The sequence below is a fragment of the Rhodococcus sp. F64268 genome, assembly GCF_023015605.1.
Classification (GTDB): Bacteria; Actinomycetota; Actinomycetes; order Mycobacteriales; family Mycobacteriaceae; genus Rhodococcus.
The window spans coordinates 607,980-632,320 of sequence record NZ_JALKAI010000004.1; the positions used below are offsets into that span (position 1 = coordinate 607,980).

At 65.9% G+C, this 24,341-nt stretch carries 23 protein-coding genes, 1 tRNA gene and 1 pseudogene; 10 read left to right on the forward strand and 15 right to left on the reverse strand.

From position 1 onward, the window contains the following. Positions 1-92 precede the first annotated feature (92 nt). Positions 93-1,742: an ABC-F family ATP-binding cassette domain-containing protein gene (locus MWU77_RS13240; protein WP_247273908.1), complete on the forward strand. Its 1,650-nt coding sequence runs from the start codon at positions 93-95 to the stop codon at positions 1,740-1,742. A gap of 49 nt (positions 1,743-1,791) precedes the next feature. Here MWU77_RS13240 and MWU77_RS13245 read toward each other — a convergent pair whose 3' ends face one another. The 3 genes from MWU77_RS13245 to MWU77_RS13255 all read right to left on the reverse strand — a co-directional run bounded on the left by MWU77_RS13245 (position 1,792) and on the right by MWU77_RS13255 (position 5,324). After that, the gene (locus MWU77_RS13245; protein ID WP_247273909.1) at positions 1,792-2,952 is read right to left on the reverse strand and encodes an iron-containing alcohol dehydrogenase; all 1,161 of its coding nucleotides are present in this window, start codon (positions 2,950-2,952) and stop codon (positions 1,792-1,794) included. Positions 2,953-3,083: 131 nt separating this feature from the next. Beyond that, a complete protein-coding gene (locus MWU77_RS13250) occupies positions 3,084-4,298 on the reverse strand; it encodes an oxygenase MpaB family protein (protein WP_169689504.1) in 1,215 nt (404 codons plus the stop codon). A 108-nt stretch (positions 4,299-4,406) separates the two neighbouring features. Continuing rightward, positions 4,407-5,324, reverse strand: a complete 918-nt coding sequence (locus MWU77_RS13255) for a LysR family transcriptional regulator (protein WP_169689505.1) — start codon at positions 5,322-5,324, stop codon at positions 4,407-4,409. Positions 5,325-5,448: 124 nt separating this feature from the next. Between MWU77_RS13255 and MWU77_RS13260 the strand changes: the two genes are divergently transcribed. The 4 genes from MWU77_RS13260 (at position 5,449) to MWU77_RS13275 (ending at position 8,884) form a co-directional block, all read left to right on the forward strand. Continuing rightward, complete coding sequence (locus tag MWU77_RS13260; protein WP_247273910.1) at positions 5,449-6,900, forward strand: NAD(P)/FAD-dependent oxidoreductase; 1,452 nt, start codon at positions 5,449-5,451, stop codon at positions 6,898-6,900. Positions 6,901-7,096: 196 nt separating this feature from the next. After that, a complete protein-coding gene (locus MWU77_RS13265; RefSeq protein ID WP_240959757.1) occupies positions 7,097-7,381 on the forward strand; it encodes a type II toxin-antitoxin system Phd/YefM family antitoxin in 285 nt (94 codons plus the stop codon). 266 nt (positions 7,382-7,647) lie between these two features. Beyond that, positions 7,648-7,812 (forward strand): hypothetical protein, encoded by a 165-nt coding sequence (locus tag MWU77_RS13270; protein WP_169689507.1) that lies wholly within the window; start codon positions 7,648-7,650, stop codon positions 7,810-7,812. Positions 7,813-7,846: 34 nt separating this feature from the next. Next, a complete protein-coding gene (locus MWU77_RS13275; RefSeq protein WP_247273911.1) occupies positions 7,847-8,884 on the forward strand; it encodes an NADP-dependent oxidoreductase in 1,038 nt (345 codons plus the stop codon). A 28-nt stretch (positions 8,885-8,912) separates the two neighbouring features. Here the strand turns inward: MWU77_RS13275 and MWU77_RS13280 are convergent, their stop codons facing one another. The 3 genes and pseudogenes from MWU77_RS13280 to pcaD form a co-directional block, all read right to left on the reverse strand. Continuing rightward, a complete protein-coding gene (locus MWU77_RS13280) occupies positions 8,913-10,124 on the reverse strand; it encodes an acetyl-CoA C-acetyltransferase (RefSeq protein ID WP_247273912.1) in 1,212 nt (403 codons plus the stop codon). A gap of 15 nt (positions 10,125-10,139) precedes the next feature. Beyond that, the gene (locus tag MWU77_RS13285) at positions 10,140-10,943 is read right to left on the reverse strand and encodes an IclR family transcriptional regulator (RefSeq protein WP_247273913.1); all 804 of its coding nucleotides are present in this window, start codon (positions 10,941-10,943) and stop codon (positions 10,140-10,142) included. 14 nt (positions 10,944-10,957) lie between these two features. Beyond that, a pseudogene (gene pcaD / locus MWU77_RS13290) lies at positions 10,958-11,713 on the reverse strand (3-oxoadipate enol-lactonase); the annotation flags it as partial. A 150-nt stretch (positions 11,714-11,863) separates the two neighbouring features. Here pcaD and MWU77_RS13295 point away from each other — a divergent pair. Together MWU77_RS13295 and MWU77_RS13300 are read left to right on the forward strand one after the other, a co-directional pair. Then, on the forward strand, positions 11,864-12,610 hold the full coding sequence (locus MWU77_RS13295; RefSeq protein ID WP_169689512.1) for a CoA transferase subunit A: 747 nt from the start codon (positions 11,864-11,866) through the stop codon (positions 12,608-12,610). After that, positions 12,607-13,251: a CoA transferase subunit B gene (locus MWU77_RS13300; RefSeq protein ID WP_169689513.1), complete on the forward strand. Its 645-nt coding sequence runs from the start codon at positions 12,607-12,609 to the stop codon at positions 13,249-13,251. Before MWU77_RS13295 ends, MWU77_RS13300 begins: the two co-directional genes overlap by 4 nt. A gap of 18 nt (positions 13,252-13,269) precedes the next feature. On the opposite strand, the gene MWU77_RS13305 is transcribed toward MWU77_RS13300, so the two are convergent. The 7 genes from MWU77_RS13305 to MWU77_RS13335 all read right to left on the reverse strand — a co-directional run bounded on the left by MWU77_RS13305 (position 13,270) and on the right by MWU77_RS13335 (position 20,032). Further along, positions 13,270-14,409 (reverse strand): AI-2E family transporter, encoded by a 1,140-nt coding sequence (locus tag MWU77_RS13305; protein WP_247273914.1) that lies wholly within the window; start codon positions 14,407-14,409, stop codon positions 13,270-13,272. Between the two features lie 35 nt (positions 14,410-14,444). Then, a complete protein-coding gene (locus tag MWU77_RS13310) occupies positions 14,445-15,350 on the reverse strand; it encodes an alpha/beta fold hydrolase (RefSeq protein WP_247273915.1) in 906 nt (301 codons plus the stop codon). Positions 15,351-15,358: 8 nt separating this feature from the next. Then, entirely contained in the window at positions 15,359-16,372 is a 1,014-nt protein-coding gene (locus MWU77_RS13315; RefSeq protein ID WP_281499379.1) for a PDR/VanB family oxidoreductase, read from the reverse strand. Positions 16,373-16,437: 65 nt separating this feature from the next. Beyond that, a complete protein-coding gene (locus tag MWU77_RS13320; RefSeq protein ID WP_247274124.1) occupies positions 16,438-17,319 on the reverse strand; it encodes a metal-dependent hydrolase in 882 nt (293 codons plus the stop codon). A gap of 175 nt (positions 17,320-17,494) precedes the next feature. Then, a tRNA-Met gene (locus MWU77_RS13325) sits at positions 17,495-17,571 on the reverse strand. 51 nt (positions 17,572-17,622) lie between these two features. Continuing rightward, complete coding sequence (locus tag MWU77_RS13330) at positions 17,623-18,336, reverse strand: FadR/GntR family transcriptional regulator (RefSeq protein WP_169689516.1); 714 nt, start codon at positions 18,334-18,336, stop codon at positions 17,623-17,625. 28 nt (positions 18,337-18,364) lie between these two features. After that, a complete protein-coding gene (locus tag MWU77_RS13335) occupies positions 18,365-20,032 on the reverse strand; it encodes an L-lactate permease (RefSeq protein WP_169689517.1) in 1,668 nt (555 codons plus the stop codon). Positions 20,033-20,239: 207 nt separating this feature from the next. Between MWU77_RS13335 and MWU77_RS13340 the strand changes: the two genes are divergently transcribed. From MWU77_RS13340 to MWU77_RS13350, 3 genes are read left to right on the forward strand one after another with little or no spacing between them, the layout of a single operon-like run. Then, entirely contained in the window at positions 20,240-20,992 is a 753-nt protein-coding gene (locus tag MWU77_RS13340; RefSeq protein WP_247273917.1) for a (Fe-S)-binding protein, read from the forward strand. Beyond that, positions 20,989-22,527 (forward strand): LutB/LldF family L-lactate oxidation iron-sulfur protein, encoded by a 1,539-nt coding sequence (locus MWU77_RS13345; protein ID WP_247273918.1) that lies wholly within the window; start codon positions 20,989-20,991, stop codon positions 22,525-22,527. The genes MWU77_RS13340 and MWU77_RS13345 overlap by 4 nt, the downstream gene beginning before the upstream one ends. Beyond that, the gene (locus MWU77_RS13350) at positions 22,524-23,144 is read left to right on the forward strand and encodes a lactate utilization protein C (protein ID WP_247273919.1); all 621 of its coding nucleotides are present in this window, start codon (positions 22,524-22,526) and stop codon (positions 23,142-23,144) included. Before MWU77_RS13345 ends, MWU77_RS13350 begins: the two co-directional genes overlap by 4 nt. A 97-nt stretch (positions 23,145-23,241) precedes the next feature. Here MWU77_RS13350 and MWU77_RS13355 read toward each other — a convergent pair whose 3' ends face one another. After that, the gene (locus MWU77_RS13355; RefSeq protein ID WP_247273920.1) at positions 23,242-23,859 is read right to left on the reverse strand and encodes an LON peptidase substrate-binding domain-containing protein; all 618 of its coding nucleotides are present in this window, start codon (positions 23,857-23,859) and stop codon (positions 23,242-23,244) included. After that, positions 23,859-24,332, reverse strand: a complete 474-nt coding sequence (locus MWU77_RS13360) for a DUF309 domain-containing protein (protein ID WP_247273921.1) — start codon at positions 24,330-24,332, stop codon at positions 23,859-23,861. Before MWU77_RS13360 ends, MWU77_RS13355 begins: the two co-directional genes overlap by 1 nt. Between the last annotated feature and the right edge of the window lie 9 nt (positions 24,333-24,341).

A 24,341-nucleotide genomic window follows, 5' to 3' on the forward strand; every position in this document is an offset into this window, starting at 1 on the left:
CGACGCGTGTCCCCAGGCCGCCTACGCGGCCGTTCGTCAGAAGCGCAGTCGTCCATATTGCTGTGGTCGACGCGCCTCCATCCGGAGGAAGAATGACCATCACTATCACCCTGCCCCGGCGCGCGCGTGCGCAACTCGGAGCGACCGGCGTGCACATCGCTCGCGGTGGCCGTCCTGTACTGCAGGGCGTCGACCTCGCCTTGACGCCCGGTGCGAGGCTCGGTGTCGTCGGCGACAACGGTCGCGGGAAGACGACGCTGATCAATGTGCTGGCAGGACGGCTCGAACCAGATGCGGGCACAGTGCGATGCTTCGGGTCGCTCGGGGTCGCCGAGCAGGAGATGGCCGTCACCGAGACCCGCACGGTCGGTGACCTCATCGACATCGAGCTCGTCCATGTTCGTGAAGTGCTGCGCCTGCTCGACGAGGCAACAGTTGCCCTCGCCGAGCAGGGACCGGGTGCGGCGGAGGTGTATGCCGACGTCCTCGATGCAGCCGAGCAGCTCGAAGCGTGGGACGCCGACCGGCGCGTCGATTCCGCCCTCGATGCCCTGGGAGCGATAACCGATCGGTCGCGGTTGCTCACCGAGATGTCGGTGGGGCAACGCTACCGCGTTCGGCTGGCTGCTCTGCTCGGCGCCGAGCACGATTTCCTGCTCCTCGACGAACCGACCAACCACCTCGATGCGTCAGGGCTCGAGTACCTCACCGAGCGGCTGCGTAGCACGCGCAGTGGTGTCGTCCTCGTCAGTCACGATCGTGCTCTGCTCACTGACGTCGCGACGTCGATCCTCGACCTCGACCCCAGTGTCGACGGTCGTCCACGCCTGTACGGCGGCGGGTACGCCGGATATCGCAAGGGGCGAGTCGCGGAGTACGAGCGGTGGGTCGACGAGTACAACCGTCAGCAGGCGGAGCATGCGCGTCTTGCCGTCGATCTCGAGGCAGCCCGGAACCGGCTCGTCTCCGGCTGGCGCCCCGACAAGGGGACCGGCAAGCACCAGCGCGCCACCCGCGCCCCCGCCCTGGTGCAGTCGGTGCATCGACGACAGGAGACGCTCGACGAGCATGCCGTCACCACTCCACCACCGCCGCTGAAATTCTCGATGCCCGCGCTCGGCGCGGAGCTCGACGGGATCGGTACCGACGCCCCGCTGATTCGAGCAGAGGACGTTGCCGTGTCGGGTCGTCTCCGCACGCCGGTCTCACTCACGCTCGGCGCGGGCAGCCGGCTCGCCGTGACCGGGCCCAACGGGGCCGGCAAGTCGTCGTTCCTCTGTGTGCTCGCAGGCGAATTACCGCCCACCTCCGGAGATCTGGAGATCGTCGAGCACGTGCGGGTCGGGCGGCTCGCCCAGGAGTCACAGATGCCGTCCGGGGCGTCCGTGAGAGACGTCTACGACAGGCACGTCGGCGCGCTCGAATCCGCAGGTGTCGTGCCGGGCGCGGAGGTGGTGGCGCTCGAGGAGCTGGGTCTGTTCACCGATCATGACCTGGATCAACGAGTTCGGGATCTGTCGATGGGGCAGCAACGCAGACTGGATCTCGCGATGGTACTCGCCGCCCGCCCCCATGTGCTGTTGCTGGACGAGCCCACCAACCATCTGTCGATCACGCTCGTCGACGAGCTGACCGAGGCGCTCGGAGTGACCGATGCGGTGGTCGTGCTCGCGACACACGACCGGCAGCTGCGACGGGATATCGCCGACTGGCCGCATCTCGAGCTGGAAAGGACTTCCTGAAGTCGTGTGGATTCGAGCCCGTCCAATCCGGGCTCGAATCCACACTTTCTCAGCCGTACACCTGCGCGTAGATCTCGCGAATCTCGGCGTCGGTGGGGATTAGCGGATTGTTGTTCGGCGACCCGGAGGCCAGGGCCTGCTCGGCCATGAGGGGGATCAGCTCGTCCCACCGCGCTTTGTCGATGCCGTAGGCCTTGGGAGTCGGGACCTCGACATCGCGGCACAGTTCGCGTAGTGCCTCGACGAGGTTGTTCGCCGCGGCTGTGTCGTCGTCGCTGCTGGTGGCCACGCCCAGTGCTCGTGCGCAGTCGGCGTAGCGGGATTCTGCTGCTCCGACAGAGAAGGCGGTGACGGCGGGGAAGAGCATCGCGTTCGACAGTCCGTGCGCGACATGGAAATGCGCACCGATGGGTCGGCTCATACCGTGCACGAGGGCGACGGACGAGTTGGAGAACGCGATGCCGGCCTGGGTAGCAGCGAGCATCATCTGCTCGCGTGCTTCGGCGTCGCTGCCATCGACATACACACGTCGCAGCATGTGGCCGATCGTGCCGATGGCGATGAGCGCAAGGCTGTCGGAGAACGGGTTGGCCTTGCGGCTGACGTAGGCCTCGATGGCGTGGGTGAGGGCGTCGACACCGGTGTCGGCGGTCAGTCGCGGCGGCATCGACAGAGTCAGTCGGTAATCGATCACCGCAGCCGTCGGCAGGAAGGCGAGGCCCGGGCAGAGCATCTTCTCGTCGCTCGAGCTGTCGGTGATCACGGTGAATTGGGTTGCCTCCGAACCGCTACCGGCGGTGGTGGGAACGGCGATGATCGGCAGGGCGGGGCCGACGTTGTTGCGCGGGGCTTTGTAATCGCGCATCTGCCCGCCCTGTCGGCCGAGAATGCCGAGGGCCTTGGCTGTGTCCATCGGGCTGCCGCCGCCGAACCCGATCACCGAGTCGGCGTCGTGCTCGGTGAGCGCGACGACACCCGCCGCGAGTGAGTCGGTAGTCGGGTCGGGTACGGCGTCGGCGAACAGGCGTGGTGTGACGCCGGCTTCCTCGAGGTTGCCGAGCATCTTCTGGGCGGCGCCGGTACCCACTTGGAACGAATCGGTCACCACCAGTGGGCGTGACAGGCCGAGGCTCGAGACGACGTCGCCGATCTCGCCGACGGCGCCGCCACCGATACGCATGATGCGGGGCAGTGCGATGGGTGCAGTCATGGTCGGATCATGTCATCCGAAGGCTGATATGGGGTGTCATCATCTCGAAGTCGGTGCTGGGCAGGACGAGAGGACTACTCGCACTGAGCAGTGGAGCGGAAGGCTTCGTACAGGAGCCCGGGCCGCAGACCCTACGCAGCGGGGTGGGTGAGTGTCGCCGAGTGGCCGATGGTCGCGCCCCCGTCGAGCATCGTCTTCATGAAGTGCTGCTGTTCGCGCACACCCCGCGCGGCGGCACGTTCGCGTCCGTCACGGCGTAGCGCAGCACACGACCGCAGGAGGTTGAGTGGCAGTTTGAGTACCGGGTACCAGGGCAGGACGAACATCGGCAGGCCGAGTTCCCGCATGGCGCCGGGGCCGAGGAAGGCCGCCGTGATCGACAGGTGCTGCGATCGCGCGAGCCGGCGGCGAAAGCTCTGCCCGGTCGGATAGTTCCAGGCCAGTGGGTCGTCGGCCATGGGGACGGAAAGCTGCTTCGTGGTCTCGTCCGGCGTCGACAGTGCATACGACGTGTGGAGAAGCACTCGGACGCAATCGCGGAAGCCGATGGGCAGGAACTCGTCGGCTACTCCCATCAGCGTCCCGACGTATCGGGTCAGGTGCGCGACGGCTTCGTACTCTGCGGGGCGATTCACCATGCCCATGCCGATTCCGCCCATGACCGGTGCGACCAGCGCGCCGACGAGGGTCGCGGCCATGTCGGTCTGATTGATGGGTATACCCCACGTTTCGGTGCTCCAGTCGGGCATGGCCGAGACATGGCGCCGGACGATCGCGTGGATGAGCCGGACATGAACGGTCGAGCGGTAACCGATGCCTCGCGGGGTGAGCCCGCCGGGGCTGATGACGTCGATCGCCCATTGGGATGTTTCGGCGAATCGCGCGTTCGACCCTTTCTCGAGCGCTCCGGTCCGCAGGAGTGTCCGGTTGAATCCGGAGAACATGTAGCCGCCGAGCAAGGCGACGTCGCGGGCGATGTACAGACCATCGGCGCCGCCGCTGCGCATCACGCGCGCCCCGAGTTCGATCTTGTCCCAGTCGACCCAGTCGGGCACGGTTTCGACTTCGGTGAAGAAATCTCGGAGTGGCGGGGGCGCGTCGTCGATGCTGTCGATGCCGTCGGCGAGCGCCTTCTCGAACAGCGGTCTGGTGTCTGCCGATCCGACCGAGTACATCCAGTCGACGAGGCGGTCGGCGGGTGCGTCCCCGACGAGAAGGCATTCGCCCATGCGGCGAAATTGTGCCTCGTCGGGCTTGCGCAGCCCCATGATCAGGCCGAACGCTTTGATCCCTGTGGGAACAGCGCATGGTGCGTCGGGGTGGCGCGACGGAATCGGAGTGGTCATGCGCAGCCTTTCAGCGTCCGAACTGTGACAATTGATGTTGTCAGATGCTCGGTCACTCGTCCAGAGCTGGAAGTCCCGACTTCGGGGACGGACCGTCGGTCGGAGGAGTCAGCTACCGGCGTCGCGCGCGGGAACAACACTGTTGCTCGCAGGCACGATCGAATACGCGAGGGCCTGGACCAAGAACTCGAGTTCGGGGGTCGGGGCCGTGCCGCTCCGTACCACGCCGCATACCGGCACCCGCAGCAGACGACGGTTGTCGCGCATGAACTTCAGCCCTTTGCTGGGGGTCTCGGAGGCGGTGCTGGCGTACAGCACCGTCCAGGCGCGCGGATTGGTGAGGACCTCGAGGGTGGCCGTGTGATCGCTTGCGATCGCCGGACCGAGGCGGACACGTCGCCCCACTTCGACGAACGCGTCCTCTATGACGCGGTGCAGCAGCACCTGGCTGTTCCGCGGCGGCAGCAACAGGGGAAAGTGGGCCAGCTCGCCCAGGTCGACGGTCGAGAATGCGGACAGCGGATGGTGGCCCGAGGTCACGATCACCAGATCCTCGATGCCGAGTCGCACCGTTTCGAGGCCCGGGCGATCCACCTCGCCGCGGATCAGGGCGAGGTCGGCTTCGCCCGAGGCGACAGCGTTGACGCGGTCGGTGAAATCCTTGATGACGAACTCGACGTCGATGTGGGGGTAACGCTCGCGGACCTGGGAGATTGCGTCGAGGCTCTGCGTTGCGAAGCTCATGTTGGCAGTGATGCGGATGCTGTCGCGAGGTTCGGTGGCGACTTCGAAGGCGCGCGCTTCGAGGCTGAGAACTTCCGACGCGATCGGCATCAGCCGCAGGCCGGCAGCGGTGAGCTTGACCGATCGCGTCGAGCGGTCGAACAGGCTCGTGCCCAGCTCATGCTCCAGTTTCGCGATCTGGTGGCTGATCGCGGACTGCGAGATGAAGCACCGCTCGGCCGCGCGGGAGAAGCTGGACTCCTCGCCGACCGCGAGGAAATAACGTAGCTGCCGGAAGTCCATCTCACCTCATTTATGAGCAGAACAGATAACAGTTTTTCGAATATCCCAGGTTACTGGATACCAAGGGAGGTAGATACCTAGGTTGGAGGTCATACATGAACTTCAATGTGGAGGTATCGACAGCATGGGTGGTGCAGGCAAGGGAGTGACGACCGTCGTCGACCGGACCGAGGTAGTGATCGTCGGATCCGGATTCGGTGCTCTCGCCGTGGCGAAGAAGCTCGGCAAGGCAGGCACGCCGTTCGTCCTCATCTCGGAGACCACCGAGCACCTTTTCCAGCCCCTGCTGTACCAGGTCGCGACGGGCGTCATTTCGCCCGGCGAGATCGCTCCCTCCGTGCGCGCCATCCTCGCGAAGTACCCGAACGCCGATGTGCGTCTCGGCCGCGTGGTCGATGTGAACCCCGACGACAACACCGTCGTGTACGAGGCCGGCGGCAAGCGTCACACCCTCGGCTACGAGCACCTCGTCGCCGCGACCGGCGCTCGGCAGGCCTACTTCGGCCGCGACGAGTTCGCCGACCTGACCTTCGCTCTCAAGACGGTCGACGACGCCGAACGCCTGCGTCGCCAGATCATCCGCTGCTTCGAGGAAGCGCACATCACGACCGACCCGGAGCTCCGCAAGAACCTGCTCAGCTTCATCGTCGTGGGCGCAGGCCCGACGGGTGTCGAACTGGCCGGGCAGATCAAGGAACTCGCCCAGCGCTACTTCGCGGAGTCGATCGGCAACATCAAGGGCGAGGACGTCACCGTCACGCTCGTCGAGGGCGCCGACAAGGTGCTCCCGCCGTTCGGCGGCAAGCTCAGCGAGTATTCGAAGGAATCGCTCGAGAAGGCCGGTGTCGATGTCGTTGTCGGCACGATGGTCACCGACATCGACGAACACGGCGCCACCTTGAAGACGGCGGACACCGGCGAGAGCCGCCGCCTCACGGCCGAGACGATCATCTGGTCGGCCGGAATCCAGGCCAACGATTTCGCCGACGTGCTCGCCGAGCGCACGGGTTGCGAGACCGTCCGGAGCGGGCGACTTCTCGTCGACAACGACTTCACCGTCGGACGCGCCGACAACATCTACGCCATCGGCGACATGGTCACGCTCGACAACCTGCCCGCGCAGTCGCCGTTCGCGATGCAGGGCGGCCGGCATGTCGCGAAGCTGATCCTCGGCAAGGCGCCCGCGGGGACCGCGTTCCAGTACCGCGACAAGGGCAGCATGGCGATCATCAACCGCTTCCGGGCGATCACCCGCGTCGGCAAGATCGAACTCACCGGGTTCATCGCGTGGGTCCTGTGGCTCGCTGTGCACCTGGTGTACCTCGTCGGATTCCGCAACCGGTACATCGCGGTGATGTCGTGGTGCGGTTCGTTCCTCGGCCACCGTCGCCCGCACTTCTACTACGCGCAGGAACTCGAACCGGCAGCCCCTGCCGAAGAAGAGAAGCCGGCCGACGCGCCGAAGTCGGACGCATCGAAGGCTGCTGCGCCCAAGACGGGCGCAACCAAGAACCTGAGCAAACGGGCGAAGAAGAAGGCTGCGGCGGCCGCACGGGAACCTGTCCCGGTCTCGTAGGAACCCCGGCGCCTCAACGAAAGTTCCACGAACGAGGCCCGATCGCAGACAGTTGCAAGGGGCCACCCGACACTGCTGCCGGTCGGTGGTGATCAGATCGCGAAGACGCTCGGCTGGGTATCCCAGCCGAGCGTTTTGTGTAGGCGGCCGTTGAGTTCGGATCGACGTGCGCGAGGGTTAGGCCAGAATTATGTACATGTCGACTCTTCCTGTTGCCGATGCCCGGGCGCAGCTGTCGCGCCTGGTCGATGCGGCCGAACACACCCATGAACGATTCGAGATCACCCGCAACGGACGCCGTGCTGCGGTCCTACTGGGTGCCGACGACTACGACGCGTTGCGGGAGACGATCGCAGTGTTGTCGGATACCGACCTGCTGGCGGCGCATCGCACCGGGCGGGACGAAGTCGAGAGCGGGGAAGTAGTCGATGCTCAGGACCTGTCCCGGATGATGCGCGATGCCCGGTCGTCGGGAGAGTGACTACGCCGCCAGATGACCGGTATCGGTTGGTGATGGCGCGCTCGGTGCGCTGGCGACTTCCCACCGCGCCGATGCCTATCGCACGTGAATCCGTGTGAGGCCGTGAATGCTTGGAGACGTTGATCGGCTGATGGGAGTGCGGTGCGGGACTGACGTGTGCGCCCCGCGACCCGACCGGGTATATGTATGCGAAAGGGGGGCGCACACCAGGTCACGCATGGTGTGCGGTAGTCAGCACCCTCCTCCCATATCCGAGAGGAGTCGATGTGTCGATCCGATCCACGTCCAACGCCAAGGTCAGGTCGCAGACCCAGCATCAGCGTCCGCACCGCACCGTCGAGCACGACGGTCCTTCGTTCACCGAGGCCATCCATTCCCGCTTGTTCTCGAACTACGAGCCTCCGCGAGGTGATCGTCCCGGAGCGGCCTGACGTCGACGAGACAGTTAGGGCAGACTGCGAGAGTATGAGCGCATCGTCGGAGATCCAGAGCACACGTATCGTCCTTGCGTCTCGCCCCGACGGGACGCCCACGACCGACAACTTCCGAACCGAGGTCGTCGGCCTCCCCGCCCTGTCCGACGGGCAGGTCCTGCTGCGGACCGTCTACCTGTCTCTCGATCCGTATATGCGCGGCCGGATGAGTACCGCCAAGTCGTATGCAGAGCCGGTCGAGCTCGACGACGTGATGGTCGGGGGCACGGTCGGCCAGGTCGTCGAATCGCGACACTCGGGCCTCGCTGTCGGCGACTATGTCCTCGCGGGCGCAGGCTGGCAATCCCATGCAGTCATCAATGGTGACGAGGTGCGCAAGCTCGACCCCGGTGCAGCGCCGTTGTCCACGGCACTCGGTGTACTGGGGATGCCGGGGTTCACGGCCTACTCGGGACTGTTGAAGATCGGGCAGCCGAAGGAAGGCGAGACCGTCGTCGTGGCGGCTGCGACCGGGCCTGTCGGATCCGCGGTCGGCCAGATCGCGAAACGCAAGGGTGCCCGCGCAGTGGGTATCGCGGGCGGACCGGAGAAATGCAAGGCGCTGCTCGACGAATTCGGATTCGACGCAGCTGTCGACCACCGCGACCCCGACTTCGCGCAGAAACTCGCCGACGCGGTACCCGATGGCATCGACGTGTACTTCGAGAACGTCGGCGGGCACGTCGCCGACGCTGTGATGCCGCTGCTGAATCTCTACGCGCGGATTCCGGTGTGCGGGCTCGTCGCCCAGTACAACGGTGCCGACCTCGCACGTCGCGACCGGCTGCCCGGATTCTTCTCGCTCGTGCTCGTCAAGAGCCTCACGATCCGGGGATTCATCCAATCGGAGTTCGTGTCCGAGATGTACCGCGACTTCCTGCACGACGCGTCGGGTTGGGTCCGTAGCGGCGATCTGAAGTACCGCGAGGACATCGTCGACGGTCTGGAGAACGCCCCCGAGGCGTTCATCGGTCTGCTCGAGGGAAAGAACTTCGGGAAGCTGCTGGTGCAGGTCGCGCCGGAGCGGTGACGTCCGCGCCGGCGCGACCGGGCACCGATCAGGCGATGCGCTCGAATACCGCGGCGAGACCCTGTCCGCCGCCGATGCACATCGTTTCGAGCCCGTAACGTCCTTCGCGACGGTCCAATTCGCGCAGCAGCGTAGCGAGGATTCGGCCGCCGGTCGCGCCGACGGGATGACCGAGCGAGATGCCGGAACCGTTGGGATTGAGCCGGCTGTCGTCCGCACCGATACCCCACGTGCGGGTCACGGCGAGTGCTTGCGCGGCGAATGCTTCGTTGAGTTCGATGACGTCCATGTCGGCGAGAGTCAGGCCGAGACGGCCCAGCGCCTTCTCGCTGGCAGGGACCGGACCGATTCCCATGGTGCGCGGCGGAACTCCGGCCACCGCCCAGCTCGCGAGCCGGGCGAGGGGACGCAGGCCGAGCTTGGCGGCCTTGTCCGCGGTGGTGACGATCGCGAGTGCGGCGCCGTCATTCTGGCCGCTCGCGTTGCCCGCAGTGACGGTGGACTCGGGATCGATCTTGCCCCGGATCGGGCGCAGCTTCGCGAGGGTCTCGACGGTGGTGTCGGCGCGGGGATGCTCGTCGGTGTCGACGATCAGCGGATCACCTTTGCGCTGAGGCACTGTCACCGGCACGATCTCCTGCGCGAACACACCGTTCTTCTGCGCGGCGATGGCACGCTGGTGCGACTGCACGGCGAGCGCGTCCTGGTCTTCACGGCTGATGGAGAATTCGGTGCGCAGGTTCTCGGCGGTCTCGATCATGCCGCCGGGGACGGGGAAGTCGCGGCCGCCGGCGGTGACACGGGCACGCGCGAGCCGATCGTTGAGGGCGACTGCCTCACCCTTGACGCCCCAGCGCATCCCGGTCGCGTAGAACTCTGCCTGGCTCATGGACTCGGCGCCCCCGGCGAGGATCAGATCGCTGCCGCCGGTCTGCACCTGCATGATGGCCTGCAGGATCGCTTGGAGACCGGAGCCGCAGCGTCGATCTACCTGGATGCCCGGAACCTCGACGCCGAGGCCGGCGTTGAGTGCGGCGATACGTCCGATCGCCGGGTTCTCGCCGCTCGGGGACGCCTGCCCGAGGATGACGTCGTCGATGTCGGATCCCGAGATACCGGTACGCGACACGATCTCGCGGATGACGGTGGCAGCAAGGTCTTCCGGTGCGATGTCCTTCAGGACGCCGCCGAAGCGGCCCACCGGGGTACGAAGCGGTTCGCAGATCACTACGTCGGTCATCAGTTCTCTCTCCGATCAATTCGTCTGGGTGCGGGCGTAATCCGACGAGATCTCGTCCGCCGTGGAAACGAGGGCGGGGACCAGCCGGTCGCGGAGGATTTCGATCGAGTAGCGGGCGGCATGGGTGGAGATGTTCACCGCGGCCACAACGGCGCCGGATGCGTCGCGGATCGGTGCGGCGAGCGACCGCAGTCCCTCTTCGAGTTCCTGGTCGACGATGCAGAATCCGTCGCGGCGCACCTTCTCGAGTTCTGTGCGCAACGTGTCGCGGGTCTGCACGGTGGTACCGGTTATGGGTTCCAGGTCGGCGTGGGCGAGGTAGTCGTCGAGTTCGCCGTCGGGCAAGCCTGCGAGTAGGACACGGCCCATCGACGTGGCGTAGGCGGGGAAGCGAGTGCCGAGGGTGATGGTGACGGTCATGATGCGGTTGACCGGAACACGGGCGACATAGACGACGTCGCCGCGATCGAGTACCGACACCGACGTCGACTCGTGGATCCTCTGGGCGAGCGACTCGAGGTGCGGTCGCGCGACCTCGGGCAGCGACAGGGCCGAGAGGTAGCTGTATCCCAGTTCGAGGACCCTCGGGGTGAGCCAGAAGTGGGATCCGTCGGTGCGCACGTACCCGAGCTCGGTCAACGTGAGCAGGAATCGGCGCGCGGTCGCGCGGGTGAGATCGGTTGCGCGCGCGACGTCGGACAGGGTGCGGCGCGGGTTCTCCGCGCCGAACGCCTTGATGACGGACAGCCCGCGGGCGAGGGATTGAACGTAGTCGGGGGAGGCGTCCTTCGCGACCGGGCTCGTATCGGTATCGGTCACGACAGGTTCTTCTTCAAGTGCTCGGTGATCAGCTGCGTGACCGTGTCTGCCTGTTCGACGTTCGCGAGATGCGCGCCGGGTGCGACGACGTGGAACTCGGCGGTGGCGATGCCGTCGGCCAGGGCCTGCATCACGGCGGGCGGGGTGGCGGGGTCTTCTTCGCCTGCGATCACGAGAGTGGGTGCGGTGATGCGGGCAAGACCGTCGCGGCCGTCCCAGGTCGCGAGGGCTTCGCAGCATGCGGCGTAGCCCTCGTCGGTGGTGCCCTCGACCATCGCGACGTGCCTGCTGACGAGGTCTGGATCGCTCTCGGCGCGACCGGGACTGAACCAGCGCGACACGATGGATGCGGCGATGGAGCCTAGTCCGTCGGCGCGCACGGTGCGGGCGCGATCGAGCCACGGCTGGGCGGGCAGGAACGCCGACGACGTGCACAACAGCGTGAGCGAGTCGACGCGCTCGGGATGGTTCGCCGCGAGCCACTGGCCCACGGCACCCCCGAGGGAGAGTCCGACGTAGTGCATGGACTGCACGTCCAGGGAGTCGAGCAGCGCGAGGATGTCGGCTCCCAGTGCGCTCATCGTGTAGGGGCCGGGCGGTGTGGGCGACGAACCGTGCCCGCGGTGGTCGACAGCGACGACGTGCCAGGTCGAGGACAGTGCGTCGATCTGCGACTGCCACATCGACAGGTCGGATCCGAGCGAGCCGAGAAAGAGCACAGTCGGCGCGGACGGGTCTCCGTGCTGTTCGTAGTGCAGCGTGACAGTCAATGCATGCTCCATTTGTTCGCAATGAGGACGGATGGACGCTATGCGGACAGGCTAGTGCGGTCCTGAGCGTGAAGCAACGGTCTTGGGCGGAGATGTTCGTATTGCGGACGAGGGTTCACATTACGTACGTCGCCGGTTATTCTGGCATGCATGGACAAAGTCGTTGCCTCCGCCGCCGAGGCAGTAGCCGACATCCCCGACGGTGTGACCATCGCCGTCGGTGGATTCGGCCTGGTCGGCATCCCCGAGATCCTCATCGACGCGCTTCTCGAGCAGGGCGCAACCGACCTGGAGACTGTCAGCAACAACTGCGGTACCGACGGTTTCGGTCTGGGTCTTCTTCTCGAGAAGGGCCGTATCCGTCGCACGATTTCGTCGTACGTCGGTGCCAACAAAGAATTCGCCCGTCAGTACCTTTCGGGTGAGCTCGAAGTCGAGCTCACCCCGCAGGGCACACTCGCCGAGCGGATGCGGGCCGGTGGCGCCGGTATCCCCGCGTTCTTCACTCCCGCAGGTGTCGGTACCGCGGTCGAAGAAGGCGGCCTGCCGCTGCGCTACGACGGGCACGGCGGCATCAAGCTTGCCTCGCAGCCCAAGGAAACCCGCGAGTTCGACGGCCAGACCTACGTGATGGAACGCGGTATCGCCGCCGACTACGCACTCGTGCACGCCTGGAAGGGCGATCGGCACGGCAACCTCGTCTACCGGGCCTCGGCCCGCAACTTCAACCCGCCCGCCGCGGCCTCGGGGCGGATCACGATCGCTCAGGTCGAGCACCTCGTCGAGCCGGGCGAACTGGATCCCAACGAGATTCACACCCCCGGTATCCACGTGCAGCGAGTGGTGCACGTCGGCAAGATCGAGGTCGGAATCGAGAATCGGACGGTGCGCTCATGACACAGTCGGCAAAGGGCATGACCCGCGAACAGATGGCCGCGCGCGTCGCCGGAGAACTGCGCGACGGTCAGTACGTCAACCTCGGTATCGGCATGCCCACGCTGGTGCCGAACTTCATCGAGCCCGGCATCGAGGTCATCCTGCACGCAGAGAACGGTGTGCTCGGCGTCGGTCCGTACCCCACCGAGGAGGAGCTCGATCCCGAGCTCATCAACGCGGGTAAGGAGACGATCACCGCGATCCCCGGTGCCTCGTACTTCGACTCGTCGCAATCGTTCGGCATGATCCGCGGCGGTCAGATCGATGTCGCAGTGCTCGGTGCGATGCAGGTCTCGGCCAGGGGCGATATCGCCAACTGGATGATTCCGGGCGCCATGGTCAAGGGCATGGGCGGCGCGATGGACCTCGTGCACGGCGCCAAGCGCGTCATCGTGATGATGGATCACGTCACCAAGAAGGGCGACCCGAAGATTCTCGAGGAATGCGCACTGCCGCTCACCGGCAAACGGTGCGTCCAGCGGATCATCACCGATCTCGCCGTCATCGATGTCACCGACGAGGGGCTGAAGCTCGTCGAGACCGCGCCCGGTGTCACCACCGAAGAAGTGGTCGCTGCGACGGCCGCGAAGCTCATCGTCTGACGGCCTGGCCTTGCCGCGTCAGCGCGCCTTCGGGTCCTCTGGGCCCGGAGGCGCTGTGCTGTCCGGATCGGGGGGTGGCGCCGTCGAGTCGGGTTGTTCGATCAGCGCGTAGCGCGTTCCGTAGGACTCGACGAGAGCCTGCAGGATTGCGACCACCGGCACCGAAACGAGTGCTCCGACCGCGCCGAACAGGGTCGCCCCGACGATCACCGAACCGAAGGCCACCGCAGGATGGATCGACACGGTGCGTGCCGTGATCCGGGGATGCAGCACATAGTTCTCGACCTGTTGATAGAGCGTGCCGAACACGACCACCCACACCCCATCGAGTGGTTGCGATGCGGCAGCGATGATCGCGGGCAGTGCGATCGCCAGATAAGTACCGAGCGTCGGGATGAACTGGGAGACGACTCCGGTCCAGATCGCGAGCGGTAACCAGTAGGGCACACCGATGATCAGCAGGAAGATCCCGGTCGCGATGGTGCTCGCCGCAGCGAGGATCAACCGCGACACGACGTAGCCGCCTGCTTTCTCGACGGACGTTTCCCATACCTCCGCGATCACTTTCTGCTGCCGCGCGGGAAACCAACTCGAGATCGCCCGCCGCATCTTCGGGCCCTCTGCAGACATGTAGAACACGAACAGGAGGATCGTCAGCAACTGGAAGAGCGCGCCGACCAGGGTGCTCACGACGCCGAGCACGCCCGGTGTGAATCGCTGCGCGAGATCGCGGATCGTGTCCGGCGTGAGGTGGAGCAGGTCGTCGCCGGTCTTGAAGTTGGTGTCGAATGTGCGGTTCGCCCAATCGGTCACACGCGACAGAGCGTCGGGAAGTGTGGTGAGCAACTGTGCCACCTGTTCGGCGAGGATGGTGCCGAACAGCGCGAAGAACCCGACGGTGAGCACGAACAGGCTCACCATGACCAACCCGGTACCGGCCCCTCGCCGGAGGCCTCGACGCTCCAGCAGGTCGACGATCGGCTCGATGGTGACGCTGAACAGCCACGCCAGGAAGATCAGGCCGAGAAAGCCTTTCAGGTTGTGGAACAACCAACCCGACATCTGGTAGAACGCGATCGCAAAGAGCACTGCGATGATCGTCGGTCGTAACCACCGAGGCGCACGTGGACGGTCCGCAGTATCGGCGTCATTGCTCATCGCACCTCCTCGGGCGATCTGCTCTGACGCGAAATCTACTCGGCGTTCCTGCTTTGCGCGGCGGTACCGGCTTCGACAGTCCGGAGGAAGCGGGTTGTGAGCTCCGCCAGTTCGCCTGCGTGCGACCGCGGCGACCAGTGCCCCGCGTCGAGCGGCTCGCGGTGCAGATCCGTCACCCACCGTTCGGTGTCCTCGTATCCGACAGGGCGTACTGCCAGGTCACGAAGATTCTGGACGAGCTGCACCGGAACGTCGGTTCGGCGTTCGCGCGGCCGGAGCAGATGCCGGCGCACGTTCGCCCGGTACAGCTTCAGTCCGTGCACCATGTCGTCGGCGACGGTGGGTGCGAGCGGCCCGATCGCCGCGGGATCGGTGCGATCGAAGGCCCCGACGAAGCCCGGCCAGTGCCGGGAGAACCACCATCGAAGCGCGGGCACGGGTAGCCCCGGAATCTGGAAGAGAACGGTGTAGGCGGAGGCCAGTGCTTGCTCGAGTGGTCCGAGCGGGCGTGCTTGCCGGAGGCGTCGCCGCATCCACATCGCGAGATGGTCGAGATTGGGCCCCGACACCGAGGTGTACGACGCGATGCGTTCGGCGGCCCCCGGTTCGCACACCGCTTCCCAGCACAGCACTGCACCCCAGTCGTGTGCGAGCAGGTGAACGGGGGTATCGGGGCTCATCGCGTCGATCACCGCGAACAGGTCGGTGGCGAGGTGCGTCAACCGGTAGGCGGCGACATCCCGGGGAACTGTGGAGGCGCCCGCACCACGATTGTCGAATCGGATGATGCGGAATTCATCGGCCAGGTGAGGCACTACCCGGTCCCACAGCATATGGGTGTCGGGCCAGCCGTGGACGAGGATCAGGACCGGCCCGTCGGGGTTTCCCTCTTCGACGGTGTGAAGGCGGATCGGCCCGTTGGTGACGATACGTGTGCGCATGCGGTTCCTCAGAGGTCGAGTACGAGCCGGCCATCGGAGCGGGAGACACAGACGAGCATCTCCTCGCGGCGTTCGTCTGCGGTGAGCCGGTTCTCGCGGTGGTCGGGACTGCCGGACAAGACGCGTGTGCGGCACGTGCCGCAGAAACCTTGCCTGCACGAGTAGGGGACATCGGGACGGTGTCGGCGGATCACATCGAGTGCAGATTCGTTTGCGGACACCGGAAGAACTGCCCCTGTGCTCGCCAGTTGCACCTCGAACGGGCGGCCGTCGACGATGGGAGGTGCGCCGAACCGTTCGAAGTGCAGCGCGTGGGCGCCGGTCTTGCCGAATCCGGTTTGTACGGTGTCGAGCATCGGCGGGGGTCCACAGCAGTAGACGGCGCCGCCGGCAGGCGCTGCGCCGAGGAGGTCGTCGACGGTGGGGACACCGTATTCGTCGTCGGGACGGATGAAAACCCGTTCACCGTAGCGCTGTTCGAGTTCGCGGACGAACGGCATCGCGCTGCGGCTTCGGCCCGTGTATGTCAGGAGCCAGTCGATTCCGGTGAACTCGGCAGCGCGCACCATCGCCAGGATCGGCGTGATCCCGATGCCGCCCGCCAGGAAGAGCACTCGTCCGTCGGCAACGAACGGAAATCCGTTGCGGGGCCCCCGCACCGACACTGTGTCTCCGGGTTCGAGCGCGTGCATTTCGAGTGAGCCGCCACCGCCGTCGGGCACACGGCGCACCGCGACGACGTAGCTGCCGGTGTCAGCGGGATCGCCGCACAGTGAATACTGCCTGCGCCGTCCGGACTTCAGGTGCACGTCGAGATGCGCGCCCGGGTGCCACAGGGGCAGCACGGCGCCATCCGGTGCCTGCAGTGTCAACTGCACCACATCCCCGTCGGCGGCCACGACCTCCTTGCGCGACACGGTGAGTCGCATCTCCGGGTCCGGTTGCGCAAGGTGTCCGGTCCCGCTGCCGAGTGGGGCGACCACGCCGACGTACCGGTCGACGAGCACTTTCAGGAGTCCCATCGCGCGGTCGGGGCGCCTGCGTCCACGGAGGTCGTGCGGACGTTCCTGCCGAACAGCCAGGCCGGTCACCGGTGTGCTCCGCGGGCTGCGGGGGAGGATGCGAGGTAGCGGACGGCCTGGGCAGTCGACCCCTCCCGACTCGGGTGGTACATGCGATCGAAGTACCGGGACAGTCGCCTGACGAGGTCGGACGGCCCTGGCATGGTGCCGCGCCTGCTTGCGGCGAGCCAGTCCGAGACGTGCGGTGTGCGCGCCCTCGCGGAAGCATCGGTGAGCTCGGGGTCGTGCGACATGAGGAATCGGGTTCCGCGGATCCACAGCCAGGTGAGAATTGGGGCGACGATGATCTGCGTCCGCAGGCGGCGTGCCTCACTGGGGTCGAAGTAGCGCATCAGGTCGTAGGCGACGCTGCGATGCTCGACTTCTTCCGCGCCGTGCCACCGCAGTAGATCGAGCATCGTGGGATCCGTTCCCGCTGCGTCGAGTCCTCGTGCGTTGAGGACCCAGTCGCCGAGGAACGCCGTGACGTGCTCGATTGCTGCGATGATGGCGAGCCGCTCGACGAGGTAGTTCTCGGCGCGCAAGCCGGTTAGGGGGCGTGGGCCGAGGAGGCGTCCGAACAGCCACTGGATCTGGTCGGTGAACGGTGTGGGATCGAGTCCTCGGGCATGAAGGTGCTCGAGAACGCCACGGTGCGCGTTGGCGTGGACCGCTTCCTGCCCGATGAACCCGAGGACGTCTTCGCGGAGTTCCTCGTCGTGGATGTGGGGGAGCGCTTGTTCGAAGGTCTCGACGAACCACTCCTCCCCGGCCGGGAGGAGCAGATGCAGCACGTTGAGCACGTGGGTGCTGAACGGATCACCGGGGACCCAATGCGCGGGCAACGCACTCCAGTCGAAATGGACGTCGCGGGCGTGCAGGAGTACGCGATCGGGTGCGACGGGCATCACAGTGCTCACGGAAGGGTCCGGCCCGTGCGCGCGGCTGCGGTTGTTCATGTGAGCGAAGGTTACAGTAACTGCTAGTAATAAGTAATAGGGCGGACCGTTCGGATTCACCCGGCGGGAGTGGACACAAAAAGACTTCAGGCCCGGCTTCCGTGGGAAGCCGGGCCTGAAGTCGTGGTAGCGGGGACAGGATTTGAACCTGCGACCTCTGGGTTATGAGCCCAGCGAGCTACCGAGCTGCTCCACCCCGCGTTGCCTGACCTACAGTACACGATGTTTCGGGGAGCAATTACCAGGGCCGCTCTACAGGCGAGGAGCGCCGATCGTTTCGGAGTAGTACCCGCGGATATGACCCTCGATCCGTCGGCGCGCGAGTTCGGCATCTCCCGCACGCACTGCCTCGACCAGACCACGATGCTCGTGCCGCAGCCGCCCGCACGTCGTGGGCCAGATCGCGAGCGGTGCCCCGGCCAGGACGTATCCCTCGATGGATTCGCGCAGCCCCGCCATCATCGCCGCGATCACCTGGTTGCCTGCGGCGTCTGCCATAGCGATGTGGAACTGCGAGTCGAGTACCAGGAACTCGTTCGCCTCCAGCGCGGTGTCGTCCATCGCGTCGAGCAGTTCTTCGGCGTTGCTCAGATCCGGTGTGGGGTTGCGGGTGGCGAGCAGCTGCATCACCTCGGTTTCGAGGACGAGGCGGGTCTGCACGACGTCGGCGACCGGGAAGTTCTGGGCCGCGACCTGCATCCGCATGAGCATCGTCATCCCGCCCGTCGGCCGCGAGACGATCATCGCTCCGGAGGTGGGCCCCGACCCGGTCTGCGACTTGAGTAGACCCAGCGCCTCCATCACGCGCAGCGCTTCCCGGACCGACGACCGCCCCACTCCGAGCTCGGCGGCGAGTACGCGTTCACCCGGCAGACGCTGGCCCGGGGAGAGCTCCCCGGAGACCAGCATCTGCTCGAGATGGTTCAGCACGTGTTCCCACGCGCGTGGCTCGGACTGTGGCGACATGACTCGACAGCCTATGTGTCGGGGCAGGTCAGGGCAGCATCCAGGACAGCACTGGCGTCGACTGCAGGTACACAAGCACACACAGGACGGCGAGCATGCCGATGCTGTACCAGACCACCTTGCGCAGCAGTTCCGGCTCGCTACCGGGCCGGTCGACGGCGGTGGCCGCGATGGTGAGGTTCTGCGGACTGATCAACTTGCCGACCACACCACCGGAGGTGTTTGCGGCAACCAGCAGTGTCGGGTCGATCCCGGCGGTCTGACCTGCAGCCTGCTGCAGGCGGGCGAACAGTGCGTTGGCCGAGGTGTCGGATCCGGTGACGGCGGTACCCAGCCAGCCGAGAATCGGCGAGAACAGTGCGAAGACGGCCCCTGTGCCCGCGAGCCACGTGCCGATTGCGACGGTCTGCCCGGACTGATTCATCACGTACGACAAGCCGAGCACGGTAGCGACCGTGGCGATGGCCAGGCGCATCTTCCATGCGGTGCTCCCGAGGGTGACCACGGCCAGGCGTGCGCCCATCGGGAACTTTCCGGCGTTGTTCCATATCGCGTAGACAGCGGTGACGATGGCGCCCGAGATGAGCAGGAGCGTGCCCGGAGTGGACAGCCATGGCAGCGTGTAGATCGCGCCGGTCGACGCGGAGCCGTCCTCGTTCAGCAGATTCCCGTACAGGCCGGGCCACTCGATCTTGATATCGGTCGATGCCAGCCACTTCGGGATGTCCACGCCGAGTGTCCAGAGCTTGGCGATGCCGAACACCACGATCACCAGCAGGTACGGGAACAGGGCGAACATCGTGCGGGTCGGGCCGATGGCTTCGGCCGACGCCTGCGAGAGTTGGTCATCAGGGGTGCGAGGGCCCCAGAAGCGCAGCATGATCACTGCGGCGGCCAGGCCCACCAGGGAGGCGACGACGTCGGTCAGCTCGTAGGAGAAGTGGCTCGAGCACCAGAACTGGGCAAGCGCGAACGCAGCGCCGGTGACCAGCGCGATCGGCCACACCTGACGGAAGCCGCGACGACCGTCCACGAGGAAGAGCAGCAGCATCGGCACGAACAACGCCAGCAGTGGGGTCTGGCGTCCGACGACGGCAGCGATCTCAGTGGCCGGGATACCGGTGAGGTTGCCGGCGGTGGTGATCGGAATTGCCATCGCGCCGAAGGCGACCGGCGCGGTGTTCGCGACAAGGACGGTGACCGCGGCGCGGATGGGAGGCATTCCGATGGCAATGAGCATGGCGCCGGTGATCGCCACGGGTGCGCCGAAACCGGCGAGTGCCTCTAGCATTCCGCCGAAGCAGAACGCGATGAGCATCGCCTGCACGCGCATGTCGCCGCGGCCGACCGAATTGAACACTTGCCGGAGATCTTCGAACCGGCCGCTGACGACTGTGAGCTCGTAGAACCAGATCGCGGTGACCACGATCCACATCACGGGGAACAGGCCGAACGCAATGCCTTGCAGGGCCGATAGTCCGGCGAGCTGTGCGGGCATCCCGAACCCCAGTACCGCGACGACCAGTGCAACGGCGAGCGCGCCGAGGCCGGAATACCAGGCCTTGAGCTTGAATCCCGCGAGCAGGACGAAGAATGTCAGCAGCGGCACCAGGCCGAGCAGTGCGGAGGCGGTGAGACTGTCGGCGACGGCGGTCGTCGACGGTGTGAAGGTCACCGCGAGCAGGTCGGTTTCCACAAGGGGGCTCCTGAGATCGCGGCCGCAGTGTGCGGCGACTGGCTGTGTGGTCGGACCACGTGGTCAGACCACAGGGGAAGCTACACCATGATGCGTGTCACAATCGAGCCCCGGGGGCGAAATCGTGAAAATTCGAAATCCCGTGACGGCGTCCACGTTCATCCGCTAGGGTGTGGTCAGACCACACAAGCCGATGCGGAGTTTCCCATGCGAGTCGCGCTGTTCGCCACGTGTCTGGGCGACACATTGTTCCCGAATGCAGTCAAAGCCACAGCTCTTCTGCTGGCCAGGCTCGGGCACGAGGTCGTGTTCCCCGACTCGCAGACCTGCTGCGGTCAGATGCACGTCAACACCGGTTACCAGCCCGACGCGCTGCCGCTGGTCGAAAACTACGCCGGTACGTTCGGCGACCCTTCCATCGATGCCGTGGTCGCGCCGTCCGGCTCCTGCGTCGGATCGGTGCGGCATCAGCATGAGATCGTCGCGTCGCGATACGGCAGCGCGAGCCTGTGCGGTCGTGTCGACACGGTCAAGGCCAAGACGTACGAACTGTCGGAGTTCCTCGTCGATGTCCTCGGCGTCACCGATGTCGGTGCCTACTTCCCGCATCGCGTGACGTACCACCCGACGTGTCACTCGTTGCGGATGCTGCGTGTCGGAGACAAACCACTGCAGCTTCTCCGTGCGGTTCGGGGAATCGACCTGGTCGAACTCCCGGAAGCCGATTCGTGCTGCGGCTTCGGGGGTACTTTCGCGCTCAAGAACGCGGAGACCTCCACCGCAATGCTGGCCGACAAGATCCGCAACGTCTCGACCACGGGTGCCGAGTTCTGCAGCGCGAGCGATTCGTCCTGCCTGATGCACATCGGCGGTGGCATGTCGCGATTGCAGACCGGAACCCGAACCATTCACCTTGCGGAGATACTCTGCGCCACCGAGTCGAAGGCGGTTCCGGCATGACAACATCTCGACCCGCCCCCCGGACCCGCCCGGTCACAGCACTCGGACTGCCCTCGATCCCGCCGCGCGGATTCGGCAATCTACGCGGAACCGAGACGTTTCCGGCCGCGGCGCATCACGAGCTCGCAAACGGTCAGCTACGACGCAACATCGGCAAAGCGACGCACACCATCCGCGCCAAACGTCTCGCCGTCACCGGCGAGGTACCCGACTGGGAGCAGCTGCGCGACGCCGGTGCTGCTGTCAAAACCGATGTGCTGAACCGGCTTCCCGAGTTACTCGAACAGCTCGAAGCCGCAGTGACCGCGCGCGGCGGCATCGTGCACTGGGCTGCCGATGCCGCAGAAGCCAACGCCATCGTGACGAGGCTCGTCCGGGAGACCGGCTCCGACGAGGTCATCAAGGTCAAGTCGATGGCCACGCAGGAGATCGGACTCAACGAGCATCTCGAAGACGAGGGGATCCACGCATACGAGACCGACCTCGCCGAGCTCATAGTCCAGCTCGGGCACGACAAGCCCTCGCACATCCTCGTGCCTGCCATCCATCGGAACCGCACCGAAATCCGCGAGATCTTCCTGCGCGAGATGGCCGATGTGGACCCGGATCTCGACGACAACCCCGCGCATCTCGCCGAAGCGGCCCGCAAGTTCCTGCGCCAGAAGTTCATGACCGTTCCCGTCGCGGTGTCCGGTGCGAACTTCGGGATCGCGGAGACAGGCACCCTCGCCGTCGTCGAATCCGAAGGCAACGGCCGCATGTGTTTGACCCTGCCCGACACGCTGATCACCGTCATGGGTATCGAGAAGCTGCTGCCCACGTATCGCGACCTCGAAGTGTTCCTGCAGTTGCTGCCCCGATCGTCCACCGGTGAGCGAATGAATCCGTACACCTCCATGTGGACTGGGGTCACTCCCGGCGACGGGCCGCAGAACTTCCACCTCGTGCTCCTCGACAACGGCCGCACCGCAGCACTCGCCGACCGCGTGGGACGCGAAGCACTGCACTGCATTCGGTGCTCGGCGTGCCTGAACGTGTGCCCCGTGTACGAGCGCACCGGCGGGCATGCCTACGGTTCCACGTACCCCGGCCCGATCGGTGCAGTGCTCAGTCCTCAACTGGCGGGTATGAGCGAACCCGGGGATCCCAACGCGACCTTGCCGTTTGCCTCGAGCCTGTGTGGCGCGTGCTTCGACGCCTGCCCGGTGAAGATCGACATTCCTTCGCTTCTGGTCGAATTGCGGCACCAGAAGGTCGAACATGCCAAGTTCGGTCCCGAAGCGGCAGCGATGAAGGCGGCTTCGATGGCAATGTCGTCGTCGGCTCGCTGGACCGCGGCGCAGAAGGCCGCTGGGGCGTTGCGGATCGTCGCAGGCAAGAAGGGCAAGATCTCGAATCTGCCCGGCCCGCTCGCGGGATGGACGGCAGCCCGCGACATTCCGGCACCTCCGAAACAGACCTTCCGGCAATGGTGGCAGTCCGACGAGGGCGCAGCAGCGATCGCGCAGGCGCGCGAGAACGGAGACGCGCAATGACGTCGCGCGAGACGATCCTCGGCCGCATCCGCGACGCGTCGGTGCTCGCGCCTCCTGAGTCCGTGGAGGTTCCGCGGGAGTACCGCACCGGTCGAACGCTTCCCGACGACGAACGCTACGAACTGTTCGTCGACAGACTCGTCGACTACAAGGCGAACGTGTACCGCAGTACCCTCGGGGAGCTACCCGCCACGATCGCGCGTGTGCTGGCCGCCCGAGGTGTCCGCCGAGTGGGAATACCTGCGGGGCTGGACTCTTCGTGGTTGTCGCAGTTCGACGGCGAGGTGGTCGTCGACAGCGTCGATGTCCCGGCGCCGGCCCTCGAGGGTCTCGACGGTGTCGTGACGGCATCGACGGTCTCGTGTGCCGAGACGGGCACGATCTTCCTCGACGGCAGCCCCGATCAGGGCCGCCGGGCTCTGACGCTGGTGCCCGACCTGCACGTGTGCGTGGTGCCGATGAGCAGTGTCGAGGTGGGCGTGCCGGAGGCACTGGCAAGGTTGGTCCCCGAGCGGCCCACCACCATGATCAGCGGGCCCTCGGCGACCTCCGACATCGAACTCGAACGTGTCGAAGGTGTGCACGGTCCGCGGACTCTCGACGTCGTGATCGTCTGAACACCTCGGCGATACCGCCGCGTACCTGGCAGACAGATACACGACGTCGGCGGGGCGTATCTGTCTGTAACGTTCGCGGTTGTCAGGTGGGCACCGTTCAGCCGTTCTTCAGCCGCCACTCCGCGAGATCAATTGTGCTCGAGATGGAGTCGATGAGCAAAGGGAGTCTCTCCTCGGGTCCCGGTGCGCTGAGAATTGCATAGCGATCGGCCTCGCCCATCGGAATGTGCCGAGCGAGAGCGAACAGCCGCGCTCCGGGATCGGTCGGGAGATCGTCCGGCGGGGGCGCCGCGCGCCCCTCGGTGAGCCTGTCGAGCAGGCCGTAGAGCCTGCCCAGATGCACAGCCAGTTCGCTCAGATCCACAGCGCCGGAGCCGGTATCGGGCCACGCCTCGATCTCTGCACGCGGGTACGGATCGTCGGGAAGCCATTCGATGATTCGAATACGTTCTTCGGCAATACATTCGAGTGTGTGGCGCCCACCGCCGAGCTCGTTGTCGACCATGATGCGGGCCATGGTGCCGACATCGGTGCGCTGGTCGCCGCCACCCACCTCGTGCCCGCGGGAGATCAGTACGACCCCGAAACGGGGACCGTCGGGTGCGGCCATGCAGTCGCGGACCAGTTCTTGATACCGCGGCTCGAACACGCGCAGGGGAAGGTGGTCGCCGGGGAGCAGTGCTGTACCCAGCGGAAACATGGGGTGAATCGGCATCAGGGCATCCTCAACCGGGGTGTCGGAGGTTCGGGGACCGGGTCGCCGCGTTCGATCTCGGTGAGCAGATGATCGGCCCACGCGGCCAGGCCGTCGATGTCGAGTCCGTGAGGCGGCACGTCCTCGTAATGGCGAATCCGCGCTTGCCCCTGTTGCAGCAGCGACGTCGCGCCCTTCTGGTTGCCGCGCAGCAGGTGGGTGAGGCCGACGGAGAGCTGAGCGAGTCCTTGCCACAGCGGTCGTTCCTCGGGTTCGCAGGATTTCCAGACCGCCTCGAACACCTCGTGTGCGTGGAAAGGATATCCGTGGTCGAAGAGCCGTTGACCCTCGGTGATCGCTTCGTCGGGGGTGAAGCTTGCGTCCTCAGGGATTCCCTCGACCCCTTCCTCGCCGTAGGGCAGGGGGCGACCCAGTGCGTCGCGAGGTCTTGCGTTCTGCGGTTTCCCGTTTGCGGTCCGGTCCCGATCCGACATGTTTCCAGG